We start from the raw sequence: 22836 nt of genomic DNA, 5'->3' as shown, positions 1-22836 counted from the left end.
GTGGGCATGCGCTCGGAGGTGCGTATTCTGAACAGATGCAGCACTCCGAACTCGACTTCCGCTCACGCCTCGGTTCGGCCGGTTCCGGGGTCGGTTCGCGCGCACTCGTCGGCGCCGCGGGGCTGGCCGCCGCCGGCCTCGTCTACTCGACCGTCATCGAGCGCAACGCCTTCGCCCTGCGGCACACGACGCTGTCGGTCCTCGAGCCCGGCGCCTCTCCCCTGCGGGTCCTGCACATCAGCGACCTGCACATGATGCCGGGCCAGAGACTCAAGCAGGCGTGGATCTCCGAGCTCGAGGCGCTGGAACCCGACCTGGTGGTCAACACCGGGGACAACCTCGCGCACCCGCAGGCGGTGCCCGCGGTGATCCAGTCGCTCGGCGGTCTCCTGTCACGGCCGGGTCTGTTCGTCTTCGGCTCCAACGACTACTTCGGCCCCAAGCCGAAGAACCCGTTCAAGTACTTCCGGAAAGACCACCAGCGCACGCACGGCGAACCCCTCCCCTGGCAGGACCTGCGGGCGGCGTTCACCGAGCGCGGCTGGCTCGATGCCACGCACACCGTGCGGGAGCTCGAGGTCAGCGGCGTGCGCGTGGTCGCGGCCGGTGTCGACGATCCGCACATCGAACGGGATCGCTACGAGACCGTCGCCGGACGCCCCAACCCGCTCGCACACCTGCGCCTGGGCCTCACGCATTCACCCGAGCCCCGGGTTCTCGACCGCTTCGCCGCCGACGGCTACGACCTCGTGATGGCCGGCCACACCCACGGCGGGCAGCTGTGCCTACCGTTCTTCGGCGCGCTCGTCACGAATTGCCACATCGACCGTTCCCGGGTGAAGGGGCCGTCGAACTGGGGGTCGTCGATGAAGCTGCACGTCAGTGCCGGTCTGGGTACCTCCCCGTATGCGCCCGCACGTTTCTGCTGCCGTCCGGAGGCCAGCCTGCTGACCCTCACCCCGGTCTCGCACGGCGACGCCGACTACGACGCCGACCAGTCGCTGCCGCAGCTGGCCCGCGAAACCCTGTGACGGGCAAGCGAACACGCCGGGAGCGCGCCGACTCGTGAACTCCCTCGGGGTGAAGGTCCTTGCGTTCGACACCTTCGGGACGGTCACCGACTGGTTCACCGGGATCTCCGGTGCCGTCGCACACACCGTGCCTGACGTCGCCGCCGCCGACTTCGCCCGCGAGTGGCGTCGTCGCTACTCACCTATCCTCGCGCGCGTCGAGGCCGGAGAGCTCCCCTGGCGCCGTCTGGACGATCTACAGACCGACACCCTCCACGAGGTCGCGGCGGCCTTCGACGTGACGCTGGACGCCGATCAGAGCCGCGCGCTCGTACGTGCGTGGCGGGTCATCCCGGGTTGGCCCGACGCCGCCGAGGGGATTCGTCGACTCAAGCGGGACTTCATCGTGTGCGCGCTGAGCAACGGCACCGTGGCGTTGCTGACCGACATGGCCCGGCACGACGACTTCGCGTGGGACGTCATCGGCGGTTCCGACCTCTGGCGGCATTACAAACCCGCGCGCGAGACCTACTGCGGCCTGGCCGAACTCCTCGAGGTCGAACCGAACGAGGTGATGATGGTCGCGACGCACCAAGCCGACCTCGACGCCGCACGATCCTTCGGCCTGCGCACCGCGTTCATCGAGCGTCCGGACGAGTGGGGCGGCGAACCCAAGGACGATTCCGGGTCACCCGACAACGATTTCCACGCGTCGGATCTGCTGGACCTCGCCCGACAGCTGGGTTGCTGAGCGGCACCGACATGACCCTCGACGATCTGCGGCGCTGGGAGGACTCCGGGGCCGGCTGGCGGGTCGTCCACCGCGGCCCGGAGGGCATCACGGTGAGTCTGCTGCGCTGCGACGGCGGTGAAGAGGTCGACCGGTTCGTCAGCGACGACCCGACGATCGTCGCGCACGTCGGCGGTCGCACCTCCTCCGAGCAGGACGCCTGAGGACCCGGAAAACGAGGAAACCCCGGCCGCATCTCTGCGGACCGGGGTCTCACTGCTTGTGTCTCAACCAACACATCTTGGTGACCGACCGTGGTCGATCTCTGTCGGGGTGGCGGGATTCGAACCCACGACCTCTTCGTCCCGAACGAAGCGCGCTACCAAGCTGCGCCACACCCCGTGTGTAGCCTGCGATAGCTTATACCGGCCCCCCGCCGAGTACTAAATCGCCTGGTCAAAGATGTGCCCGAAGTGAGCAAAACGCTGTGGTATCCGGGTCGGACGTCCCATTCTTGGTTAAGGTCCACCCGCAACAACCCCCCGCGCCGTCGCTCAGGATCACTGGGCGCCGGCGTTCACCCCACACGAAAGGACGCCATCATGAGCGCCTCCCCCGATCAGCAGGCGAACTCGTCCGCCAAGCAGGGCTTCGCCCTCGGGATCTCGATCGTCGCCGCGGCCCTGCTGTTCGTCGCCGGCCTGGTCTCGGTCTTCCAGGGCATCTCGGCGATCGCCAACGACGAGCTCTTCGTCGTCGGCCGCAACTACGTCTTCGAGTTCGACCTCACCGCGTGGGGCTGGATCCACCTGATCCTCGGCATAATCGGCATCCTCATCGCCGGTGGTCTCGCGGTCGGCGCTGACTGGGCGCGCATCGCGGCCATCGTGATCGCCTCGCTGTCGATCATCGCCCAGTTCCTGTGGCTGCCCTACTACCCGGCGTGGGCGATCCTGATCATCGTCCTCGACCTCATCGTCATCTGGGCGGTCTCCACCTGGAACCCGAACAACGCCTACAACCTGTAATCTCCCGCTCAACCAGCGACGACGCCGGCCGACGAGGCCTGCAGGATGCCCACGACCCATCCGTGACCCGCTGTGGTCCGAACCCCTGGTCAACAGCCCGTTGGGGCTCGACGGAGATGATCGGGCCACGAAAGGAAACAGCATGCGCGTCACACGCACCCTCGCAGCCCTCGTGGCCGGCATCGTCGTCGGTCTCGGGTTCGTCATCGGAACCGGTTCGGCACAGGCCGCACCCCTCGCCCCGGTGGAGAAGGTCGACATCGACCGCTACCTCGGCAAGTGGTGGCAGCTCGCCACAGTTCCCTCGTTCTGGGGAGTCACCTGCGCCAAGGACACCAACGCCTTCTACACCCGGATCGACGAGAAGACCATCGGCGTCGACAACCAGTGCACCGGACCGACGGGCATGAAGGGCGGAGTGCTCGGCCGCGCCACCGTCGTCGACACGAAGTCGAACGCCCAGCTGAGTGTTCGGTTCCCGCAGACGCCGGCGAGCATCAACCCCAACGGGGCGCCGAACTACATCATCGCCCACATCGAGGACGGCGAGAACCCGAACGGCCCCTACAAGTACTCGATCGTCGGCGATCCCAGTCGCGCCTCGGGATTCCTGCTCTCCCGCGACAAGGTCGTCACCGACGCCGAACTGCGTCGCCTGACGAAGGAGATCGAGAAGGTCGGATTCAACCCGTGCACGTTCCTCGTCTCACCGACCACCGGCGGCCGCAGCGACTACTCCCCGCTCTGCACGATCTGAGGATCTGTCCCATAGGCCGTCGGCGGGCCCCTCACCGTGCTGGTGGTGTGTCCGCCGGGGTGTTGTAGATGTGCTGTAGCAGTCTCGCCATCACGGTGAACGCATTGTCGACGTCCTGTGTGACTGAGAGATTGGTCCAGACGACCATGCTGACGTCGTTCGCCTCGTCATGGACCGCCATCGTGTTGAAACCGGGGAGCTGGCCCTCGTGATAGGTGAGGCGGTTCTCCCCGAACCGGACCTCGGTGATCCCGTAGCCGTAGAACACCCGGGGATCCTCGTCGTGCTGGATCCGAATGCTGTCCCACCACAGCTGCTGGTTGGCGTCGTCGAGAAGATCTCCGCCGACGAACGCCTTGATCCAGGTCATCAGGTCGTCGGCGGTCGAGACGACGCCACCGGCCGCCCAGGCCCACGAGGGGCTCATCACCGTCACATCGTTGGGTAGCAGGGACCCGGCTCTCGCCGCCGCGGTCTCCTCGGGCGTCATCGGCTTGTCCGAGACCTGCAGCGGGCCATACTGATATCCGTGCGAGAACGGCGCCGAGAGGGTCGTGTCGGTCGCGGCGGGAAGCGAGGTACGGGTCAGGCCGAGAGGCCCGAAGAACCGGTCGGCGAACACCTGCGCGAGGGACTTGTCCTCCGCCTTCTCCACGACCAGGCCCAGCAGGACGGTGTTGGTGTTGGAGTAGTCGAACTGCGTGCCCGGCGCGAAGCCCGAGGGCTGGGAAAAGCCGAGGGCCAGGAGCTCGGACGGGGCCCACACCTTCGTCGGATCCGATCCGAAGGCAGCACGGAATCCGTCTGTGTCGAGGTAGTTGTGCAATCCACTGCGCATGCTCATCAACTGCGCGATGGTGATCTCGGAACCCTCGGGAACGCCGAGGACGGATTTGTCGATCGGGTCGTTGACGCCGATCTTCTCTTCCTGGATCAGCTGTAGAACTGCGGCGACGGTCATCGTCTTGGTGACCGATCCGATCCGGAACTGGTCGGCGGCCGCGGGCGCGATGTCATCGCCCATTGTCGTGGTGCCGGCCGAGACGGTGTAGGTGCCTGCCGGGGTCTGGATCAGCGCGAGGGCACCGGGTACCAGGAGTTCCTCGATCGTGTCGTCGAGGGTTGCGCTCATCGCTGCGACATCGACCTGTTTGAGTTCGGGATTCGATTCCGTTGCCGAGCCATCGAAGGAGCACCCGGACAGGACCAGGCCACACGTGACGATGGAGACGAGCGGTGCACGGCCGCGCGTCCGTCCCGGCGGCCGACATCGGAAGCTCTTCACGCTGTACGCCTTCCATCGGCCCGTTCCATGACGGACGTGCGATGTAGTCGTATCACGCGAGAGACGTCACCGTGCCCAATCCCGACAATTCCGGCACCAGGTAGCCGGGATGCATTGACTCACGATGGGCCCCGAATGCCGCTACGCAATTTCGGCGCAAGCACCAAAGTGCTTGCGCCGAAATCAATTAACTGGCTTCTGCGTCGGCTGCCAGTGCGGTGCGCCGGAATTCGTCGGGCGTGAGACCGAACTTGGCGCGGAAGCGGTTGCGCATCGTCGCCGTCGAGGCGAAGCCCGAAGCATGCGCCACCGCTTCGAGTTTCAGGTTCCCCGGACCCGTCAGCAGGCGACGCGCCCACTCCAGACGACGGTCGGCGATCATCTCGGCCAGCGACGTCGGGCTGCCGGCGAGGACCCGGTAGAGGTGCCGTCGACTCACGTGAAGGTGCCGTGCGACCACCTCGACACTGAAATCGGGGTCGCGGAAATTACGCTCGATGAGGTCGGTGACTGCGGCGCGTAGATACCGCTCACTGGTACGCAAGTCAGACACTCCGACACGAGAAACCTGCTCGCTAGGCGAAACACGTTCCGGCGCAATGTCCATCACTTGCCCGTCACCACCATTGGGACCTGGGCCCACCTGATTCCTTTCACGAAAGTCTCCTCCAACCCACATCAGAGGTTACCGACGGGCCGATCCCCGGTCTTGGGCCTTTGGTCCCAAATCGACAGGTCCTTGTCACGGGATTGTGCTGCGGGACGCGGACTTTCCCTATCCACTTCGCTCAGGGAGTGGGTCAGACGTCCACTTCTCCTGCGACGTAATGTGGACGCCGTGAGCAACCAGGACCCGGTTATGCGCCGGAGCACCCTGCGAGCAGCGGCGCTTCGCGTCGCCGACGACGTCCTGTTCCCGGCCGCCGCCGAGGTCGACCGGACCGGCGTCGTACCCCCATCCCATTGGCGGGCGCTCGCCGACGCCGGCCTCTACGGAATCGCCGCCCCGGTCGAGGCCGGCGGACCCGGGCTCGAGTTCGGTGAGGTCACGGAGATCCTGGAGGTACTGGTCAGCGGTTGCCTGTCAACCGCGTTCACCTGGCTCCAGCACCACGGTGTCGTCATCTCGCTGTCGCGAACCGCGAACCCGTCGCTACGTGACGAACTGCTCGAGCCGACCGTCTCCGGCCGACTGCGGGCGGGGGTCGCCTACGCCGGCGTCGTGCCGACTCCGCCCCGGATGACCGCCACCCGCACCGACGACGGCTGGATCTTCAGCGGGCATGCCCCGTTCGTCAGCGGCTGGGGTGTCGTCGACCTCCTGCAGATCTCCGCCCGCGACACGGCGACCGACGACGTCATCGCCGCGATCCTGCCCACCGCAGACCTTTCGACCGACGTCCGGGCATCCCCGGTCGAGCTGACGGCCGCGGCGGCGACGGCGACTGTGTCACTGCAGGTCGGCGGCCTCGCGGTTCCCGACGCCCGGGTAGTCAGCCGGGTCACGCTCGACGAGTTCTTCGCCAATCAGAACGTCGGCGTACGCCTCAACGGCACGCTGCCGTTCGGACTCGTCCGACGCTGCACGGCACTCCTCGACGTCGCGGGACAGGCGCCGGCCGCACGACGACTCCGCGAGCGCGCTGACGAGGCACGGGTGACCCTCGACTCGGCGATGAACGACGCCGCGGCGTTGCTGGCGGCCCGCGCCGACGCCGCCCGACTCGCCCTGGACGCGGTCGCCGCCCTGGTCGCGGCGCGCGGCGGCGAGGCACTGCGCCGCAGCAACGACGCGGAGCGCCTGTTCCGTGAGGCCTCGTTCATCCTCGTCGCGGCGAGCCGGCCCGAGCTGAAGGACCTCCTCGTCCGACGGTTCGCCGACGCACCCGACCCCCGCTAGACCTCGCCGGTAGTGGCGTCCGACTTCTGCGCCTGCGCCGTGCGCGTCGCGTAATCACGCAGGAAGAGAGCCTCGGCGAGCGCGATCCGCTCGATCTCGGTCGGGTCGACGCTCTCGTTCGGCGCGTGGATGAGGCACTGCGGCTCCTCGACGCCGAACAGCATGATCTCGGCGTCCGGGAAGGTGCTCTGCAGGACGTTGCACAGGGGGATCGACCCGCCCTGCCCCTGGATCAGCACCTCGCTGCCGTAGGCGGTCGCCAGCGCGTCGGTGAGCGCCTCGTAGGCCGGGCCGGAGGTCGAGCCGACGAACGGCGAACCCACCGCCTCGCGTTCGAAGGACACCCGCGCATTCCACGGGGTGACCGCCTTGAGGTGTTCGATGAGCGCGTCCTGGGCGTAGGTCGGGTCCATTCCCGGGGGCACGCGGAGGTTGATGCGCGCCCGTGCCCGCGGCTGGACGGCCGCGGAGGACCCGACCACCGGTGGGCAGTCGATACCGAGCACCGTCGCCGCCGGCCGCGCCCACACCATGTCCGACACCGACCCGGACCCCACGAGTTCGACGCCGTCGAGAACCGTTGCATCCGAACGGAACTGCTCGGGTGGATAGGACACGCCGGGCCACTCGGCGTCGGCTTCGAGGCCGGTGATCGTGGTGTTGCCGTGCTCGTCGCGCAGGGTGGCGAGCATCGAGATGAGGGCGGCGAGCGCATCGGGTGCGGCTCCGCCGAACATCCCGGAATGCATTGCCGATTCCAGGGTTTCGACCGACACGTCGATGTTGGCGATGCCGCGCAGCGTCGTGGTGAGGCTCGGTCTGCCGACGGCGAAGTTGCCGGAGTCGGCGATCAGGATGGCGTCGGCGCGCAACAGGTCGGGGTTCTCGACCGCGAAGTGCTCGAGTCCGCCGGTCCCCTGTTCCTCGGACCCCTCGCCGATGATCTTCACGGTGACGCCGAGGTCGCCGGCGAGCGCACGCAACGCGGTGAGGTGTACGGCGATGTTGCCCTTGCAGTCGGCGGCTCCGCGTCCGAACCAGCGACCGTCGCGCTCGGTCAGCTCCCAAACCGGGGAATCCCATTCGTCGTCACCCAGCGGAGGTTGCACGTCGTGGTGGAAGTACAGCAGGACCGTCGGCGCGCCTTCGGGGCCCGGGATCTGTCCGGTGACCGCCTTGGAACCATCACTGGTCACATGCGCGGCGACATCGTCGACGCCCAGCTCACGGAAGGCCGTCAGCAGCCAGTCGACCATCCCGTCGCATTCCTCCGGCGGGAACTGCTGCGGGTCGTGGACCGACCGGAACCGCACCATCTCCGCCAGATCCGACTTCGCGCGAGCCATCAACTCCCGCACCCGATCCCGCAATGTCGCGTCGTCCATGCACACGTCTCCCTGTCGGCTCTCACTGTCGGTTCGCCCTGCGGTCTGTGTACCACAGCCGGGCACGCGTCAGCTCTTTCCCTCCGCGGCGAGGTCGTGCACACTCAGCTCGCCACGGTTGATCGCCGCCGTCATCTGGACGTGGTCGGCGTCGTTGAGATCAGCGTAGGAGATCGAGAACTCCGCCATCGCGTCGGCGAAACCCGCTGTCTCGGACAGATACCGCGCGATGTCGAACCGCGTCGACGTGCGGGCGTGCGCCTGACCGAGTGCCATCCCGCACAGGCGCGCATAGAGTTTCATCGCATCGGGTCCGAGCGCTTCGACGACGACCGACCCCTTGCCGTCGCGGAGCTGGCGCACGTAGAAGTCACGGCGATCGCCGTTCTCGTCGAGTCCCGTCGACCAGCCGAGGAAGAGATCGCTGGCTGCCTGCAGGAGCCGCTGGCCCTCGACGACGCGCTGTCCCTGGTTGTCGAAACCCGATGACGGCACATGATCGGCAAGGACCGACCGCTGTGCCTCCTTGACCTGCAGGAAGAGCGGGTCCTCCAAATTTCTGCCCATCATCAGCACGATCCACGCGCGGGTTCCGACACTGCCCACACCGACGACCTTGAACGCAATGTCGACGAGCGAGAACTGGGCAAGCAGGGTCTGCACATGCAACGGCAGTGTCGCCCGGTAACTGTCGACGCGCTCACGGACCCGTTCCTCGACCACGGCGGCGTCCTCGTCGGTGAAGCGTTCCGTCAGGGGGACCAACAAGGGCGGTTCACTGCGGATGTGCGCGTTGCCATCCGGGTCGATCTCGCAGAGTTTGGCCAGGGCCTGCGCGCTGTTGCGGTGCCGGGCCTTGCGTAATGCCTTCTGCGTCCGCTCGGTCATCGAGGTGTCCAGGCGATCGCCCAGATCCGCGAACATGGACTCGACATCGATTCCGGCGTACCAGCACTCGAGGGTCGTCATCGAGACGCTCCGTCTGATGGTCCGGCGGTACGCCTTCGCCACCGTCTTGGCGATCTTGCGGTTGGTCGTGTCGTCGAACCCGTTGTCACGTCCCGCGATCGCGAAACTCGCGGCCAGTCGTTTCACGTCCCATTCGAAGGGACCGATGTGGGTCTCGTCGAAGTCGTTGAGGTCGAACACCATTCGACGCTCCGGACTGAAGAACAGGCCGAGGTTGCTGAGGTGGGCATCCCCGCACAGCTGGGTGATGATGCCGGTGTCGGGGGTCCGGGACAGGTCGTCGGCCATGACCGCGGCGGCGCCGCGATAGAAGGTGAACGGTGTCGCCGCCATCCGCGCGTGCCGGACGGGGATGAGTTCGGGCACGCGGTTGCGCGCCTGTGCGGCGAGGATCGTCAGCGGGTCGGCACGTTCGCCGCGCGTCGGACAGGCGGCCAGGTCGGCGGGGGTGGTGGTCACCGGGGCTCCTCCCTGTGGAGCGTGTCCCGGGCACCGGTCGGAGCCCGGAGGTGGGCCTCCCGGCGCTACTGGTACGAGACGAACCAGGGTGTCGGCGCGACCGCCATGGTCGTCGCCGGCGAGAACGTCGGCTTGTCCTCCGTGTAGAAATTCTTCCAGCCCATCCACACTCCCGCGGGGAGATCGTGTAGCAATCTGCGCCAGGTCTCCATCTTCACCGGCGGCGTCCCGTGCCCGTCGGCGTGCAGGACCACCTGCAGTTCGGGTCGATCGGTGACGATGTTCTTCCGCTGGGCGAGCATGCCGGCGTCGAACTGGTGGAGCACGAACAGCTTCTGCGGCAGTCCCCGATCGCGTACCAGCCCCGCGAGCCAATCCGACGTGCGGTTGACCTCGTCGGCCTCGACGGACCCGATCTGCGTGAGGTGCACCTGATCCGGCTTGAGACGCCACTCCGGGTCGAGCGCCAACCCGACGTGCGGCAGCGCCAGGAGGTCCGCATACCGCTGGGCTTGCGCCAGGAAGTCCATGCGTCCGGGCTGGAGGTCGAGGGTCACATAGACCCCGGCGCGGCCGGCGGCCTCGACCCAGGGCCGCAGCACTTCCGGGTCGATCATGTTCGTATACCGGGACCCCTCGCCCGGCTCCGACGACGCGACGGTCGCGATGATCTCGAACGCCGGGACCACCGGTTCGGCGCTGACCTGCTGATAGTCGGCGGCCAGTCGCCGGACGCGGTCGATCGACGCCTCGATGCCCTGCCGGCCGAGCGGACCCAACGCCGGCGCATCGGGCGAACCGTACAGCGCGACCATTCGACGGCCCGGGAACACGATCTGCCCACCGCCGGGGAGCTCCGGCGTCCGACGCGCCTGATCGACACGGGCCGCGAACGTCTCGTCGTCGCCGAAGCCGGGACCGACCGCGCGGATCGGGGTCGCCGACGACGCGCCGCTCACCGCAGCGACGGCGTCGGCACCTGCCCTGGGGTCGGGGACGGGCACCTCGACGACGCGCCCCGCAGAACGGGCGGTCAGCATCGCGTCCATCGGGATACCGCGGGCGACCATCACGATCGGCTCGTCCGCGCTCGGGCGCAGGTTGCCGCGCAGGTCCTCGAGGTCGATGGACCTGCGGTTGTCGAGCCCGTCGATCTCGCCGACGCGGACCGCCCGCTGGACACCGAGCCGCCGCAACTCCTCATCGACGCTGTGCGCGGTCTCCGGGCGCACGGTGAGCACCGGGACGTGCTTTTCACCGGCGGCCGTTGCGACGCGCTGCCGGGTTTCGGGATCGTCGAGGGCACCCGGCCCGAGGAGGATCGCCTCGTCGGATCGGGAGTAGAACTCGCGGCTGACGAGGACCGAATCCGGTTCCGCGCCGGTCAGAACGGCGGCACCCGGCCGTGGGTCGGCGAACGCCAGGACCCGGTCGGTTTCGGCCTGCCCCGCCGATGCGCTGATGAAGAGCCCAACCATCACGCAGACGATCGACGCCCCGATCATCCGAATCGTCACCAGTGCATTCCTCCCGTCCTCGGCTCCGCTCGACCAGGGGTCGGATGGGTCTCGACCAGCGTTGGCGCAGACGGTCGCCCAACGTATCAGCGGCAGCACGTCCCTACGACCTCCGGCAAGCACCCGTCCTCGGCCCACACCGTCGTGACCGGCACCGACCGGCGGGCATGTGACCTGGTTCACGAGCGGTGTCGGACCGCGTTGTAGCGTGTGTGCCGTGGACTATTGGGGTGTGATGGTCGGGTTGGGTCTTCTCGCGTCGGCGTTCGGTGCGGCTGCATTCGTGCGCTACCGCGAACGGGAGTCCACAACCCTGCAACGACAAACAGCACTGGCGCGCGAGCTGCGCGAGCTCGCAGGCGATGACGAGGTCCGACTGGCAGCGGTGGACGAGTTCTCGCTCACCATCTATCAGCGTCTCTTCTACGCATCGGTGGTGGCGCCGTGGATTCGCTCGGCGGCCTGGGCCCTGCTGGGTGCAGTCCTCGCCGCCGCGGGAGCAGTCGCGGTCGGGCCGCTGGACGGCGTGTACGCCACCGTGGTCCACATCGTCACGATCGCGGCCTCGGCGATCTTCATCCTGGCCGCACTCGTCTTCACCGGCATCGCGCTGTACCACTCGGCGTCGACCCCGCGTGTCTCCTTCCGCGATTCCTACGCCGACGACGACGCGGGCGTGTCCACGCCCGCTGCCGAGGTGGCCGACAAGAAGACCGGCGAGCCGGCGGGCGACTGACGCCTTCGTCGAAGAGCCACCGAGACAGTCGAATACAATGGACCCCGCCGGTGGCGGGGTCCGTTGCTGTGAGAGGCCCCGATTGAGGGCTCATCCGGTTGGTCAGGCGGACTGCGCCTGCCACATCCAGTGCAGCTGTTCGAGTTTCGACGCGAACGAGATGAGCAGATCCTGCGTCACCGGGTCGGCTTCCTCGGTCACCTCGATGCGCTCGCGGAGACCGGCGATGACCGCCTTCAGGTTCGCCACGACGGCGTCGACGACCTCGGTGTCCTTGGTCCAGCCTTCGCCGAAGCCCTTGGTGTTGGCGGTCTTGGCCACGGTCTCGGCACGGCCGTCCGGACTGACGCCGATGGCGGTCGCGCGCTCGGCGGCGGCGTCGGTGAACTCACGGGCCACGGTGACGAGTTCGTCGAGGTCGAGATGCACCGACCGGAACTGCTTGCCGACGACGTTCCAGTGGGCCTGCTTGGCGATCAGGGTGAGGTCGATGAGGTCGACCAGGGTGTCCTGCAGGGCCTTACCGGCCACGGACTGCTGCTCGTCGGTGAGGGTGCTGGTGATGGGGGTGGTCATGATCAAGAGCGTCCTTTCTTGTCATATCTGGGGTGCTACCGCAGGGCTGTGTCGGACTGAGTTCTACGCCCCGTCGGATGGAAGAAACGACTGGTTCTGGTGGCGGGCGACGCGTCAGACGGTGACGGTGACCTTCTGCTCGATGTTGCCGCGGGTGGCCTTGGAGTACGGGCAGAACTCATGCGCCTTGTTCGCCAGCTCCTGTGCCTTCGCCTCGTCGACGCCGGGGATCGAGACATCGATCGCCACGGTCAGTCCGAAGCCACCGTCGGCGGGGTCTTTGCCGATGCCGACAGTCACGTTGACGGTGGAGTCGTCGGGCACCGGGCTTCCTGCCGCCTTAGACGTCGCTCGGAGTGCTCCGAGGAAGCACGCCGCGTAGCCGGCCGAGAAGAGCTCCTCCGGGTTGGAACCGTCGCCGCTGCCACCCATCTCCTTCGGCGGTTGGAGGTCGAGGTCGATCTGGCCCGAGGCCGAGACCACCTCACCGTCGCGTCCTCCGCCGGATGCCTTGGACGAAATGGTGTACACGGGTTCGATTGCCATCGGAGATCCTCCTGGGTTCAGGTGGGTGGATGTTCAGCTGCGTAGAACCAACGTTCTTTCCAACCGGCCTGTACCCGTATTCATTCCGACCAAACCGCCTGGTGGCGGGCGTTACAAACCGGCCGTGGAGTGTCGGCAGCGATACGACACTCCTGTCAGCGACCGCGCAGCATGCGGGTCGGCTTCATCCGGGTCGACTCCGGCAGCCAGATGTTGACCGACCGGCGCGCGGTGAGCAGGGCGGCGATCACCAGCAGTACGAACTGCACCCAGCTGATGACGACCATCGTCGACGAGATGTCGGGATAGCGGAAGAGGAGGTCGACGCCCACCGGGATGCAGAGGAGGTGGACCACCACGGCAGCGAGGAAGAAGTTGCGGCAGTGGCGGCTGTGGTGGGTCACCGCGGCCACGAGGAGTAGGTACTCGATCACCAGCACCACAACGATCATGACCAGCATGAACGGCGGGAAGAATCCGGCGAGCGTCTCGACCTGGTCCTCCGGTGCGGAGTTGGCCGGGTCGGTCACGACCCCCTCGAGGAGGCGCTGCCGCAGGTCGTCGGTGATGGTGCTCAAGTTGAAGAAGCCGTATACCGCCAGGACCAGTCCGATGACCGCCGCACCCCACCAGACGACGCGGGCGTGGAGTGCCAGGGCCGCGGGCGGGCTGCCCGGGTCGGCCGGCCGCGGCGGGTAGAGCGCCGCCTGGTCGCGGTCGCGCGACGATCGTTCCAACTCGGCGAGATCTTCGGCGTCGAGTTCGGCCTGAGTCGGGATGCGTTCGGGGTCCCGATCGTGGGGGTCCCCCGGCCCGTGCGGATCGGTCATCCTTCGATCCTGCCATCCGGGCCACCGGTACGAACAGGGCCCGCCGGAGCGATGCCGGCGGACCCTGTCTGCGGTTCGGGTGGTCCTGCGTCGAGTGGATCCGCGTCGAGTGGTTCTGCGCTTCGACTACTTCCGGAACTCGCCGAGGACGAACTCCATGCCGGGCAGGAAGGTGCCGAGCATCGGGACCACGTGGTTGACGATCGACTTGGTCAGGATCGGCGGCGTCGGGTTCGTGACGAACCGGACGTCGGCGCCCTGGGCCCGCCAGTCCGCGGCGAGCTGCGCAACCTGGCCATACGGGATCACGTCGTCGTGGAGGCCACCTTCGAGGAAGACGGGAGCGTTCGGCTTCAGCCGACCGATGCGCTGTTCGCCGACGACCTTCTGCACCACCGGCGACCGTGCGATCACCGAGGAGAGCGTCTCGCCGGTGCGGGTCCAGTTCTTCGTCTGCTGGAAACCGAAGGCGGGGATGATGTCGCCGATGCAGCTGGTCGAGATGTGCTTCAGCGCAGCCTTTCCGGAGGAGTTGGTCTCCCGCTGCACGACGTCGGCGACCAGCGGGTACCGCTGGGTGAGGCCGTTGATGGCGAAGCCGATGGCCCCGGCAATGGTGCTCCCGTCGATGGCCGGGATGACCTTCGCCAGGTCGGCTGGCGGCGCACCGGCGTAACTGGCACGGACGTTCAGTTCCGGTGCGTAGGTCGCGGCGAGTTCGGCCGCCGAAGCGGCCGCGCCACCGCCCTGCGAGTAGCCGGCGAATCCCACCGGCGCGTCGGCCGGGGCTCCCGACGCGCGCAACGCCGCCCGGGCGCCGTCGAGCATGGCGTGGCCGGTCTCCCAGCGGTTGACGTAGGTGTGGATTCCCGGGGTGCCCATGCCGATGTAGTCGGTGACGAACACCCGAACACCGTTGAGCAGCATGTAGAACATCTCCGGCGCGGTGTAGTTGACGCCGATGCTGGGCTTGGTGATGTCGATCGACATCGGCAGGCTCATCAGCTTCGACGCCGCGCACTGGTCACCCTGACCGATGGTGCCCGGGCCGACGACGACGGTCGGGCGCGGACCCTTCCCGGCCCACGGCGCGGTCGGCTCGACGACGGTGCCGGTGACCGCCGCGGGCTTTCCGTCCTGGTAGGTCGAGGTGTACATGACCTTGCGGGCCGTACCCGGCCACTGTCCGGGAGCACCCGGGATCTGCAGGAGCAGCGGGATCTGCTGACTCCGGATCACCGAGCCGGGCTCGGTGGCGAAGGATGCCGGCGGTGTGTAGAAATCGGCCGCAGTCGCGTCCGGCGCCGGACTCATCACGGCAGCCGCACAAGCAGCTGCCACCGCACCCGCAATCGTGGTCTTTCGCAGGCGTGACCTGCGGCGCCACCCCACGCTCATTCCCGACTTCAGCTTCATGGGCGAGTAACCTACCCCACAGTAAGTTGAGTCAGGTGACTGGGTCGGCAGCGGCCGGTGCCTTGTGATCAGGGATGGGTGCAGCCAGGCCGCGCGGTGGCACCTCATCGCCCGGGCCGGGTGCGACGATCGGCGAAACAAGAACTAACAACGCCTTTTTGTCATCCATTAGGGAATAACGTTACAAATCCGTTATAGAGGGATCTGAGTGTGACGTGATAGTGCGAAATTTAGCGTCGTTTACCTTCTCTGACGCACCGCTAACCAATACCATTGGCCGCAGATTCAGCCCGCATTGCGGTGATTCCGACAATCGAGCACAGGTTGCCTCTCGGAATCGATGAACCAATCGACCAGAGGTGTGACATGAACAAGAAAGCTCGTAACGGGATAATTGCCGCCGTCGCGGCCGTCCTGCTCTTACTCGGCGGCCTCGGAACTTTTGCGCTCTGGAGCGACAGTGAGACCACCGACTCCGGTGACGTCCAGACCGGCACACTGGATCTGGAAGCAGTGAATGCCGGACAGTGGCAGGATATCTCGAATCCCACCACTCCGGTCACCATTGATCCGGTCACGTTCCGGATGGTGCCGGGCGATGTTCTCCAGTACACCGCCAGCTACCTCGTGTCCGCCGACGGAGACAATCTGGCGGCGCGGATCACGACTACCAATCAGGGTCAGAATGTGATTCCTGCGGCTCTGATACCGCACGTCACAATCACGAACACCGCCACCTTCGACGGCGAGGCCATCCCCTCCAATCTGATCACCGAAGACGACAACGGCAAGACCGTCGACGTCACGGTCACCGTCAACTTCAGCCGGGACACACCGGGTCAGGTCGGCATCAACGAGACCATCAACTTGTCTCAACTGCAGGTGACACTGCAGCAGGAACGCGCCTAGGCCTCGATTCGCCGACCTCGCGCCCGAAATGAGGCGTCACCTTCTCGGTCCCGTTGCCGGGTCAGCCGTTCTCGTCGCAGTGGTGATTCTCATCGCCGCATCGGTGCGGTCGACCGGCGCCTACTGGACCGACACGGCATCCGCGGCCCCCGGTCAGGTCACCACCGGCCGACTGTCGTTGTCGACGGGGTCCGGTTCCGGTAGCACGTACACGTTCCCCGAACTCACCGGCGCGCGACTGATCCCAGGCCAGTTCAAACAGGCGCCACTCGTCATCGTGAACACTGGGACGACCCGCCTGCAGTATCGGCTCACCTCTGCCGGGCCCCAACCGTCGACGGCGTCGACGGTTGGGGTGACACTCGCCGGGGCGGTCGGCGGAACCTGCACCGCCACGTCGACGCTCGGGCCGGTCACTGCGTTCAGCACGTTGTCCGCGATCACCGGACCCACCGCGGTGACGTCGACGTTCCGGACACTGGGCCCCGGCGCCCAGGAGACCTGGTGCATCCGGAGCACGTTGAACACGGTGACCGGCGCCCAACCGGCGACCTACACGCACACCTTCGTCTTCCGAGCGGAACAGTTATGAGCGCCAACCCAATGCGTATGAGGGACGCCCACCCGGCCGGCCCGTCCACCGACGAATCCGAGCGCACCGGCCCCTGGTGGTGGGTCTCGACGATCGTGACGTGGATGCTCCTGATCATCACCACGGCCTTCGTTTTCGCGCTCATCGTCGTACCGTTCCTCGGTAGTGCGCAGCCGTATACCGTGCTGACCGAATCCATGCGCCCGACCTACCCGCCCGGAACCCTGGTGGTCGCCCGCGACGGGGACATGAACCGGCTGGCCACCGGAGAGGTCGTCACCTACCAACTCCGGTCGGGCGAACCGGAGGTCGTGACGCATCGGATCACCGCGTCGGGAATGAACAGCGACGGTACGCGCACCTATATCACCAAGGGGGACAACAATCCTCGGGCCGACGCCGCACCGGTCAAACCCGAACAGATCCGCGGCACCGTGTGGTATTCGATCCCCTATCTCGGATACGTCAACAACTGGCTGACCGGCGACACCCGGGTTCTGGTCGTGTCCGTTCTCGCCGGCGCCCTCGGGTTGTACGCCTTGTTCCAACTCGTCGGCGCGGTGGTCGAGGTCAGGCGTGCACGTGCGAGGCCGAGTCCATGACCGACGTGGTGCGCCGGGTCTCCACCGTCCTGCGGTCGACGCGGGTTCGAGCGGTTCTCGCCTGCGGCATCGTCTTCGGGCTCGGGACCGTCGGCACGATGGCCGCGTGGTCGGCCACCAACACCACCACATCGGGCACGTTCACCACCGGTTCGGTCGATCTGTGGCTCAACGACGTCAATGCGACGACGACTGCACCGCTCACCATTCCGCTCGGATCCTCCCTGCTCCCAGGTCAATCCGGAGCCGTGATCATCAACGTTCAGAACCGGGGGATCTCCGCCGGTAACTACACAACGCAGGCCAGGGCGACCAATGCCGCCGGACAAGCCGTGCGGCTCAGCATCGTGGTCGGCGGAAGTGTGTCGGGATCGACCTGTATGGGAACCCCGTCGGTGTCCAATCTGGCGCTCACCGCAACCAACGTATCGCTTCTGGGTACTCGCGGCCCCCTCGCCGCCACCTCCGGCTCCGACTCCTTGTGCTTGCAGTTCACACTGCCGACCTCGGCCCCCAACGCCGTCCAGAGCACCACGGGCACAGTGATCTTCACCTTCACCGGATCGGCGGTCGCCGGTGTCTGAGCATCGCGAAACGTCCGTACCACGACGTGATACACCGCGCCGAGCCCCCTCACGAGTGGTCGACACCGCACTGACCGTCGCCGCGGTCTGTGGTGTGTTATGCATGCTCATGGCGACTGCAGCACTGGTTTTCGGGATCACCCCGCTGGTGTTCCGATCAGGCTCGATGGCGCCGGCCATCACCACCGGGTCGGTCGCGCTCGCTCGCGAGGTCCCGGCGACCCAGGCGGTCCCGGGCGATGTCGTCAGCGTCGTCGCCGACAACGGCACCCGCATCACCCACCGGGTGGTCGATGTCGGCGAACCGACCGGCAACTCGGTCCCCCTGATGCTCAAAGGGGACGCCAACGCCGTCGCCGACGCGAGTCCGTATGTGGTCACCGAGGTGGCCCGTGTGACGATCGACGTACCGTATCTCGGATACGTCGTTGCCTGGCTGTCGACACCCACTGCGATCGCGGCCGGTGTCATCCTCACCGGATGGCTTCTCGCCGTGGCATTCTGGCCCGGACGCCGGCCACGCAGACCAGACCCCGCAGGCAACGACAGCCATCCGCGTATCGCTCGTCATCGACCCGATCCATCGGCTTCGACCTTCCCGAGGCCGCAGCCTCGCGAGGGGCGTTGGGCACTCAGCCACGAGGCACCCCGATGGCCCGCTGTCGTCGCGACGATCGCCCTCGTCGGTGGTGTGGCTCTCGCGCACCCGCCTACCGCTCGGGCGGCCCTGACCGATGTCACCGTCGGACAGGTGAACGTACCCATCGGCACGGTCCCTCGGCCGTCGAGCATCACTTGCACCAACTCGTTCTTCCCCGGGATCGCCGGCCTCATCAGCTGGCCGGTGGTCAGCCCCACCGCGCGTTACCGGTTGAACTATGTGGGGGCGGTCCCGTACACCGAGACCGTCGCAGCGCAGGCGTCGGGCACCATCACTGTCAATCCCCGTGCAGCTGTGGAACTCTCCGTGGGCTACTACACCGTGGAGGTGTACACACTCCTCGGCGACAACTTCGTCTCACCTGCGCCTCCGATGATGCGACGAATACTGGTCGGTGCGGGGCAGTCTTCCTGCCAGCCCACCGGCACCACCACCACACCCGGAAACAACGGTGCGACTGGGGCAGCAGCGGCTCGTACCGCGCCGTCGACGTCGCCATCGGGTTCGCCGAGCTCGACCGGCCCGTCCTCCACCGAGACGACGGGGCCGACATCGTCGTCTACGACGGAACCGTCGCCGAGCGAGACGTCCCGACGCCCGGAGACCTCGATCGAGGAGCCCCCGGCGCCGGAACAACCCACGGCGACAACCGGGGGATCCAGGTCGACAACCGAGTCCACGACCGAGGTCCCCTCAGCCGCCGAGCCCGAACGCGATCCGGCTGCGTCCAGCTCGACCTCCACCTCCCCTCGCGGCTATGACCCACCGGTGACCTGACGGTTGCCGACCGTCACCGACCCGGCGGCGCGATCTTGAGCATCCGCCCGACGGTCGCCTGCCACATGACTCCGCCGAAGGTGATGGTGCCGGTCAGTTCGAGCGGTTCGTCCAGCGGTGCGATGCCGACTCGGCGGGTCTCGACGCGTCGTCCCGTCGCGAAATCTGTTGCGACGTAGTCGACGGGGCCCAACTGCTGCGGTAGCCCCCGCATCAGGGGGCCGTAACCGAGGGCGTGGATCAGGCCGTCGGCGCGCGAGAGCTTGGGCAGCGTCGCGATCCGGTCGGAGTTCTCCCAGACCCGCTCGCACCCGCCGTCGTCGACGTCGATGCGGGTCATGCCACCGACGAACGGGGCGTCCGCGGGCACCGCGGGGCCGGTGACCGCCATCGGCGGATACTGGTAACCGTACGTGCTGGGGATGACGAGCGAATTCCCCCAGGCCATCGGCGAGTTCTCCGTACCCGGCCCCGATCGGCCGAAGGCGCGGATGCGGCACACCTCGGACCCGTCGTCACTGCGGAAGACCCGAAGGTCCGGCCGGTCGGCGTTGTCGACGATCGCGACCCACCCATCCCCACCGGGTCCGAAATACGTTGGCGTGGTGCCAGATCCCCAGGTGAGCTGACCGGGTTTGCGCCCCGGACCACGGTCATATCCGCGGCGCCAGACGACCTTCGGCGCAGCTCCGGGCTCGGCGCGCATCTCGTAGAGCGCGTGGGTCGTGAGGATCGACGCGCCCGATCGTCTGATGGAGAGGCCGTTGCCGAGCCCCTCCCCTGTCGGCAGGCGCGTCGATCGGACCCGCTTGTCCCCGTCCACCGTCCCCACGACCCCGCGCGTCGTTGCGAACCAGATCCGGCCGTCGAAATCCGGAGCGAGACCGGTGATCGCATCACCGGCCGGGATGTGCTCCGAGACATCGACGCGGTCATCGACGTAGACCCGCCAGCCCGATGCCGTCTTCCGGTGCGCCACACGGAGAACCGAACCGGACCCGTCGGCGACGACAACACGGTCGCGGTCGTCGAGGTAGCCGTACACGCCGCCGAGCAGTCCACCCCTCGTCAGCTGCGTCGACGCCAGCGGTTGCGCCGTGCGGGGGTCGAACAGGACCACCGTCGGTGCCGCGAACGCCGGCGGCGCCACCGCGACGAACTGTGTGCACAGCGCGACCGGCATCCCGTCGCGGCCGACGAAGGTCGCCGCGCAGGCACCGCCGGGGATCGACGACGCGGCGAGTCGCGCACCGCGTCCCGGCCCTCGATGCCCGGTTGTGTCGGTGGACGCCAGGTCTCCGTGCATCAGCGAAGTGTCCGACGGGCCGAGGCCGGTTGGCGGCGAATCAGGCTGGGCTGCTGCGGGATACGCAACGGCCACGGACGCGACCAGCGCGAGGGCGACCATCCACGGCCGGGTTCGCTTCATGGGTGGTCAAGCTACCGGGACAAACCGAAGCGCGGAAGGGTAGCGCGCGCACTGTAACCCTCGATGCCGAGGTACGAGGAGCACCGGCGACGAGCCTCGAAGTCCTGGTGGAGTCAGATCACCAGACCGAGCGCCAGCACGACGACCAGCCCGCTCACCGAGAGCAGGGTCTCCATCATCGACCAGGTCTTGAAGGTCTGGCCGACGGTCATGCCGAAGTACTCCTTGACCAGCCAGAAGCCGGCATCGTTGACGTGCGACAGGAAGACCGAGCCGGCACCGATCGCGAGGACGACCAGCGAGACCTCACCCGAGCTCAATCCGTCGACGAGTCCGAGCATCAGCGACGACGCGGTGATCGTCGCGACGGTCGCGGAGCCCGTGGCCAGGCGGATCAGCGCGGCGAGCACCCAGGCGAGGACGAGGATCGGGACGTTCGCACCGGTGGCCCAGTCGGCCAGGAGCGTGCCGATTCCCGTGTCGACGAGGACCTGCTTGAAACCGCCACCGGCGGAGACGATCAGCAGGATGCCGGCGATGGCGGGCAGCGCCGCACCGGTGCACTTCGAGATCGTCTCGCGGTCCATCCCCGAGCCGCGGCCGAGGGTGAACATAGCGACGACGACGGCGATGAGCAGGGCGATCAGCGGCGTACCGAGGATGTCGAGGACGCGACGCAGGAGCTGGTCCTCGTCGGAGATGAAGATCTCGGCGAGCGCCTTGCCCAGCATCAGGACGACCGGCAGCAGGACGCTGAACATGGTGACGGCGAAGGAGGGCCTCTTGGTGGTCGGACCGTCGTCGGGGTCGACGTCGAAGGTGTGAGGCGCCTCGACCGTCACCCACTTTCCGGCGACGGTGGCGAACAGCGGGCCCGAGACGATGATCGTCGGGATCGCCACGCCCACACCGAGTGCGAGGGTGAGGCCTAGGTCGGCGCCGAGGGCGTCGATCGCCACGAGCGGGCCCGGATGCGGTGGCACGAAGCCGTGCATGGCCGAGAGACCTGCCAGCGCGGGGATGCCGATCGGGATCAACCCCAGGCCCGAGCGTCTGGCCACCAGATAGATCACCGGCATCAGGAGGACGAGGCCGATCTCGAAGAACATCGGAAGACCGATGATCGCGCCGACGAGCGCCATCGCCCACGGCAGCATCCGCGGAGAGGCATGGCCGACGATCGTGTCCACGATCTCGTCGGCGCCCCCGGAATCGGCGAGCAGCTTCGCGAACATCGCACCGAGCGCGATCAGGATGCCCACACCGGCTGCGGTCGAACCGAATCCGGTGGTGAACGAATCCAGCACCGTCGGGATCGACTCCCCCGCGACGATGCCGACCGTGGCACCGCCGCCGACCAGCGCGAGGAACGGGTGGACCTTGGCGACGGTGATCGCGATGACGATGACCGCGATACCGGTCAGCGCCGCGACGACGAGCTGCCAGCCCGGCGCGACCGGCTCGGGCAGCTCCGCACTCGCGGCGAGGATCGTGGTGGTCGACGACATGTTCAGTTCTCCTCGCCGTCGGGGAGCGACGCGACGAGCTCGTCGACGATGGCGTCCACACTCTGGTCCACGTCGACGGTCAGTCCGCGCTCATCGGGGGTCAGGGGTTCGAGGGTCTCGAACTGGGATTTCAGCAGCGCCGTCGGCATGAAGTGCCCCGGCCGCGATGCCTGCCGGCGGGCGATGACCTCGACCGAGCCGGCGAGGTGCGCGAACAGCACCGAGGACTCGTGCCCGCGCAGACGGTCACGGTACTCGTGCTTGAGAGCGGAGCAGCTCATCACCCCGCCGTCACCGTGCTCGGCGAGCCAGGCGCCGATGGACTCCAGCCACGGACGGCGGTCGTCATCGTCGAGCGGCCGACCCGCCGACATCTTGGCGATGTTCTTCTCCGAGTGGAAGTCGTCGGCGTCGGCGAACGGAACGCGAAGACGCTGCGCCAACGCGGCTCCCACTGTCGACTTCCCCGACCCGGAAACACCCATCACGACCACCGGTGATCGCATGCCAACTCCTCCACATCGCTGTGCTGCTGATCACGGAGACTGCCTCAATAGTCATACTTATGCAAGTCTCATGAGCAATAAGTACGCACATTCGCTCTTTGCGCCGCTAATGAGAAGATGAAAC

General features: G+C 67.2%; 24 protein-coding genes and 1 tRNA gene. 12 read left to right on the top strand and 13 right to left on the bottom strand.

Going from position 1 to position 22836, the window contains the following annotated elements; all coding sequences use genetic code 11:
• The first annotated feature begins 35 nt into the window (after nucleotides 1-35).
• From BJF87_RS16685 to BJF87_RS16675, 3 genes are read left to right on the top strand one after another with little or no spacing between them, the layout of a single operon-like run.
• Nucleotides 36-1031 carry a metallophosphoesterase gene (locus BJF87_RS16685; protein WP_006359016.1) on the top strand — a complete coding sequence of 332 codons (996 nt, stop codon included), beginning with the start codon at nucleotides 36-38 and terminating at the stop codon, nucleotides 1029-1031.
• 34 nt (nucleotides 1032-1065) lie between these two features.
• Nucleotides 1066-1761, top strand: a complete 696-nt coding sequence (locus tag BJF87_RS16680) for a haloacid dehalogenase type II (protein ID WP_035754716.1) — start codon at nucleotides 1066-1068, stop codon at nucleotides 1759-1761.
• 11 nt (nucleotides 1762-1772) lie between these two features.
• The gene (locus BJF87_RS16675; RefSeq protein ID WP_035754773.1) at nucleotides 1773-1964 is read left to right on the top strand and encodes a hypothetical protein; all 192 of its coding nucleotides are present in this window, start codon (nucleotides 1773-1775) and stop codon (nucleotides 1962-1964) included.
• Nucleotides 1965-2068: 104 nt separating this feature from the next.
• On the opposite strand, the gene BJF87_RS16670 is transcribed toward BJF87_RS16675, so the two are convergent.
• Nucleotides 2069-2142 (bottom strand) — tRNA-Pro (locus BJF87_RS16670).
• Nucleotides 2143-2342: 200 nt separating this feature from the next.
• On the opposite strand from BJF87_RS16670, the gene BJF87_RS16665 reads away from it, so the two are divergent.
• Both BJF87_RS16665 and BJF87_RS16660 read left to right on the top strand, forming a co-directional pair.
• The gene (locus tag BJF87_RS16665; protein ID WP_035754714.1) at nucleotides 2343-2768 is read left to right on the top strand and encodes a hypothetical protein; all 426 of its coding nucleotides are present in this window, start codon (nucleotides 2343-2345) and stop codon (nucleotides 2766-2768) included.
• Between the two features lie 142 nt (nucleotides 2769-2910).
• Entirely contained in the window at nucleotides 2911-3525 is a 615-nt protein-coding gene (locus tag BJF87_RS16660; RefSeq protein WP_035754712.1) for a lipocalin family protein, read from the top strand.
• 31 nt (nucleotides 3526-3556) lie between these two features.
• On the opposite strand, the gene BJF87_RS16655 is transcribed toward BJF87_RS16660, so the two are convergent.
• Both BJF87_RS16655 and BJF87_RS16650 read right to left on the bottom strand, forming a co-directional pair.
• Nucleotides 3557-4810, bottom strand: coding sequence for a serine hydrolase (locus BJF87_RS16655; RefSeq protein WP_051405984.1), 1254 nt, complete (start codon nucleotides 4808-4810; stop codon nucleotides 3557-3559).
• Nucleotides 4811-4997: 187 nt separating this feature from the next.
• Nucleotides 4998-5453: an AraC family transcriptional regulator gene (locus BJF87_RS16650; RefSeq protein ID WP_035754710.1), complete on the bottom strand. Its 456-nt coding sequence runs from the start codon at nucleotides 5451-5453 to the stop codon at nucleotides 4998-5000.
• Between the two features lie 195 nt (nucleotides 5454-5648).
• Here BJF87_RS16650 and BJF87_RS16645 point away from each other — a divergent pair, with 195 nt between their 5' ends.
• Nucleotides 5649-6710: an acyl-CoA dehydrogenase family protein gene (locus BJF87_RS16645; RefSeq protein WP_372512889.1), complete on the top strand. Its 1062-nt coding sequence runs from the start codon at nucleotides 5649-5651 to the stop codon at nucleotides 6708-6710.
• On the opposite strand, the gene BJF87_RS16640 is transcribed toward BJF87_RS16645, so the two are convergent.
• The 3 genes from BJF87_RS16640 to BJF87_RS16630 form a co-directional block, all read right to left on the bottom strand.
• Complete coding sequence (locus BJF87_RS16640; protein ID WP_035754705.1) at nucleotides 6707-8095, bottom strand: dipeptidase; 1389 nt, start codon at nucleotides 8093-8095, stop codon at nucleotides 6707-6709. The two genes, BJF87_RS16645 and BJF87_RS16640, sit on opposite strands and share 4 nt — an antisense overlap.
• A 69-nt stretch (nucleotides 8096-8164) precedes the next feature.
• On the bottom strand, nucleotides 8165-9523 hold the full coding sequence (locus BJF87_RS16635; RefSeq protein WP_006359007.1) for a DUF2252 domain-containing protein: 1359 nt from the start codon (nucleotides 9521-9523) through the stop codon (nucleotides 8165-8167).
• Between the two features lie 65 nt (nucleotides 9524-9588).
• Nucleotides 9589-11040, bottom strand: coding sequence for a hypothetical protein (locus BJF87_RS16630; RefSeq protein WP_035754703.1), 1452 nt, complete (start codon nucleotides 11038-11040; stop codon nucleotides 9589-9591).
• A gap of 208 nt (nucleotides 11041-11248) precedes the next feature.
• Between BJF87_RS16630 and BJF87_RS16625 the strand changes: the two genes are divergently transcribed.
• Nucleotides 11249-11776, top strand: a complete 528-nt coding sequence (locus BJF87_RS16625; protein ID WP_035754768.1) for a hypothetical protein — start codon at nucleotides 11249-11251, stop codon at nucleotides 11774-11776.
• Between the two features lie 102 nt (nucleotides 11777-11878).
• On the opposite strand, the gene BJF87_RS16620 is transcribed toward BJF87_RS16625, so the two are convergent.
• From BJF87_RS16620 to BJF87_RS16605, 4 genes are all read right to left on the bottom strand, one after another.
• Nucleotides 11879-12352, bottom strand: a complete 474-nt coding sequence (locus tag BJF87_RS16620) for a Dps family protein (RefSeq protein ID WP_006359004.1) — start codon at nucleotides 12350-12352, stop codon at nucleotides 11879-11881.
• A gap of 114 nt (nucleotides 12353-12466) precedes the next feature.
• On the bottom strand, nucleotides 12467-12898 hold the full coding sequence (locus BJF87_RS16615; protein WP_035754701.1) for an organic hydroperoxide resistance protein: 432 nt from the start codon (nucleotides 12896-12898) through the stop codon (nucleotides 12467-12469).
• 155 nt (nucleotides 12899-13053) lie between these two features.
• A complete protein-coding gene (locus tag BJF87_RS16610) occupies nucleotides 13054-13728 on the bottom strand; it encodes a hypothetical protein (protein ID WP_006359002.1) in 675 nt (224 codons plus the stop codon).
• 126 nt (nucleotides 13729-13854) lie between these two features.
• Complete coding sequence (locus tag BJF87_RS16605) at nucleotides 13855-15144, bottom strand: lipase family protein (protein WP_075863587.1); 1290 nt, start codon at nucleotides 15142-15144, stop codon at nucleotides 13855-13857.
• Between the two features lie 366 nt (nucleotides 15145-15510).
• On the opposite strand from BJF87_RS16605, the gene BJF87_RS16600 reads away from it, so the two are divergent.
• The 5 genes from BJF87_RS16600 (at nucleotide 15511) to BJF87_RS16580 (ending at nucleotide 19269) form a co-directional block, all read left to right on the top strand.
• The gene (locus BJF87_RS16600; protein ID WP_075863586.1) at nucleotides 15511-16053 is read left to right on the top strand and encodes an alternate-type signal peptide domain-containing protein; all 543 of its coding nucleotides are present in this window, start codon (nucleotides 15511-15513) and stop codon (nucleotides 16051-16053) included.
• 82 nt (nucleotides 16054-16135) lie between these two features.
• The gene (locus BJF87_RS16595; RefSeq protein ID WP_139319536.1) at nucleotides 16136-16645 is read left to right on the top strand and encodes a hypothetical protein; all 510 of its coding nucleotides are present in this window, start codon (nucleotides 16136-16138) and stop codon (nucleotides 16643-16645) included.
• The gene (locus tag BJF87_RS16590; protein WP_262339030.1) at nucleotides 16642-17247 is read left to right on the top strand and encodes a signal peptidase I; all 606 of its coding nucleotides are present in this window, start codon (nucleotides 16642-16644) and stop codon (nucleotides 17245-17247) included. Before BJF87_RS16595 ends, BJF87_RS16590 begins: the two co-directional genes overlap by 4 nt.
• Nucleotides 17244-17831: a SipW-dependent-type signal peptide-containing protein gene (locus BJF87_RS16585; RefSeq protein ID WP_075863584.1), complete on the top strand. Its 588-nt coding sequence runs from the start codon at nucleotides 17244-17246 to the stop codon at nucleotides 17829-17831. Before BJF87_RS16590 ends, BJF87_RS16585 begins: the two co-directional genes overlap by 4 nt.
• On the top strand, nucleotides 17824-19269 hold the full coding sequence (locus tag BJF87_RS16580; RefSeq protein ID WP_316042972.1) for a signal peptidase I: 1446 nt from the start codon (nucleotides 17824-17826) through the stop codon (nucleotides 19267-19269). The genes BJF87_RS16585 and BJF87_RS16580 overlap by 8 nt, the downstream gene beginning before the upstream one ends.
• A gap of 13 nt (nucleotides 19270-19282) precedes the next feature.
• On the opposite strand, the gene BJF87_RS16575 is transcribed toward BJF87_RS16580, so the two are convergent.
• The 3 genes from BJF87_RS16575 to BJF87_RS16565 form a co-directional block, all read right to left on the bottom strand.
• On the bottom strand, nucleotides 19283-20698 hold the full coding sequence (locus BJF87_RS16575; RefSeq protein WP_075863582.1) for a hypothetical protein: 1416 nt from the start codon (nucleotides 20696-20698) through the stop codon (nucleotides 19283-19285).
• A gap of 113 nt (nucleotides 20699-20811) precedes the next feature.
• A complete protein-coding gene (locus tag BJF87_RS16570; protein WP_075863581.1) occupies nucleotides 20812-22206 on the bottom strand; it encodes a GntP family permease in 1395 nt (464 codons plus the stop codon).
• A gap of 2 nt (nucleotides 22207-22208) precedes the next feature.
• Nucleotides 22209-22712 (bottom strand): gluconokinase, encoded by a 504-nt coding sequence (locus tag BJF87_RS16565; protein WP_075863580.1) that lies wholly within the window; start codon nucleotides 22710-22712, stop codon nucleotides 22209-22211.
• Between the last annotated feature and the right edge of the window lie 124 nt (nucleotides 22713-22836).

The organism is Gordonia sp. CNJ-863 (genome assembly GCF_001942325.1).
Lineage (GTDB): Bacteria > Actinomycetota > Actinomycetes > Mycobacteriales > Mycobacteriaceae > Gordonia > Gordonia alkanivorans.
This window is presented reverse-complemented; position numbering and strand designations above follow the sequence as displayed.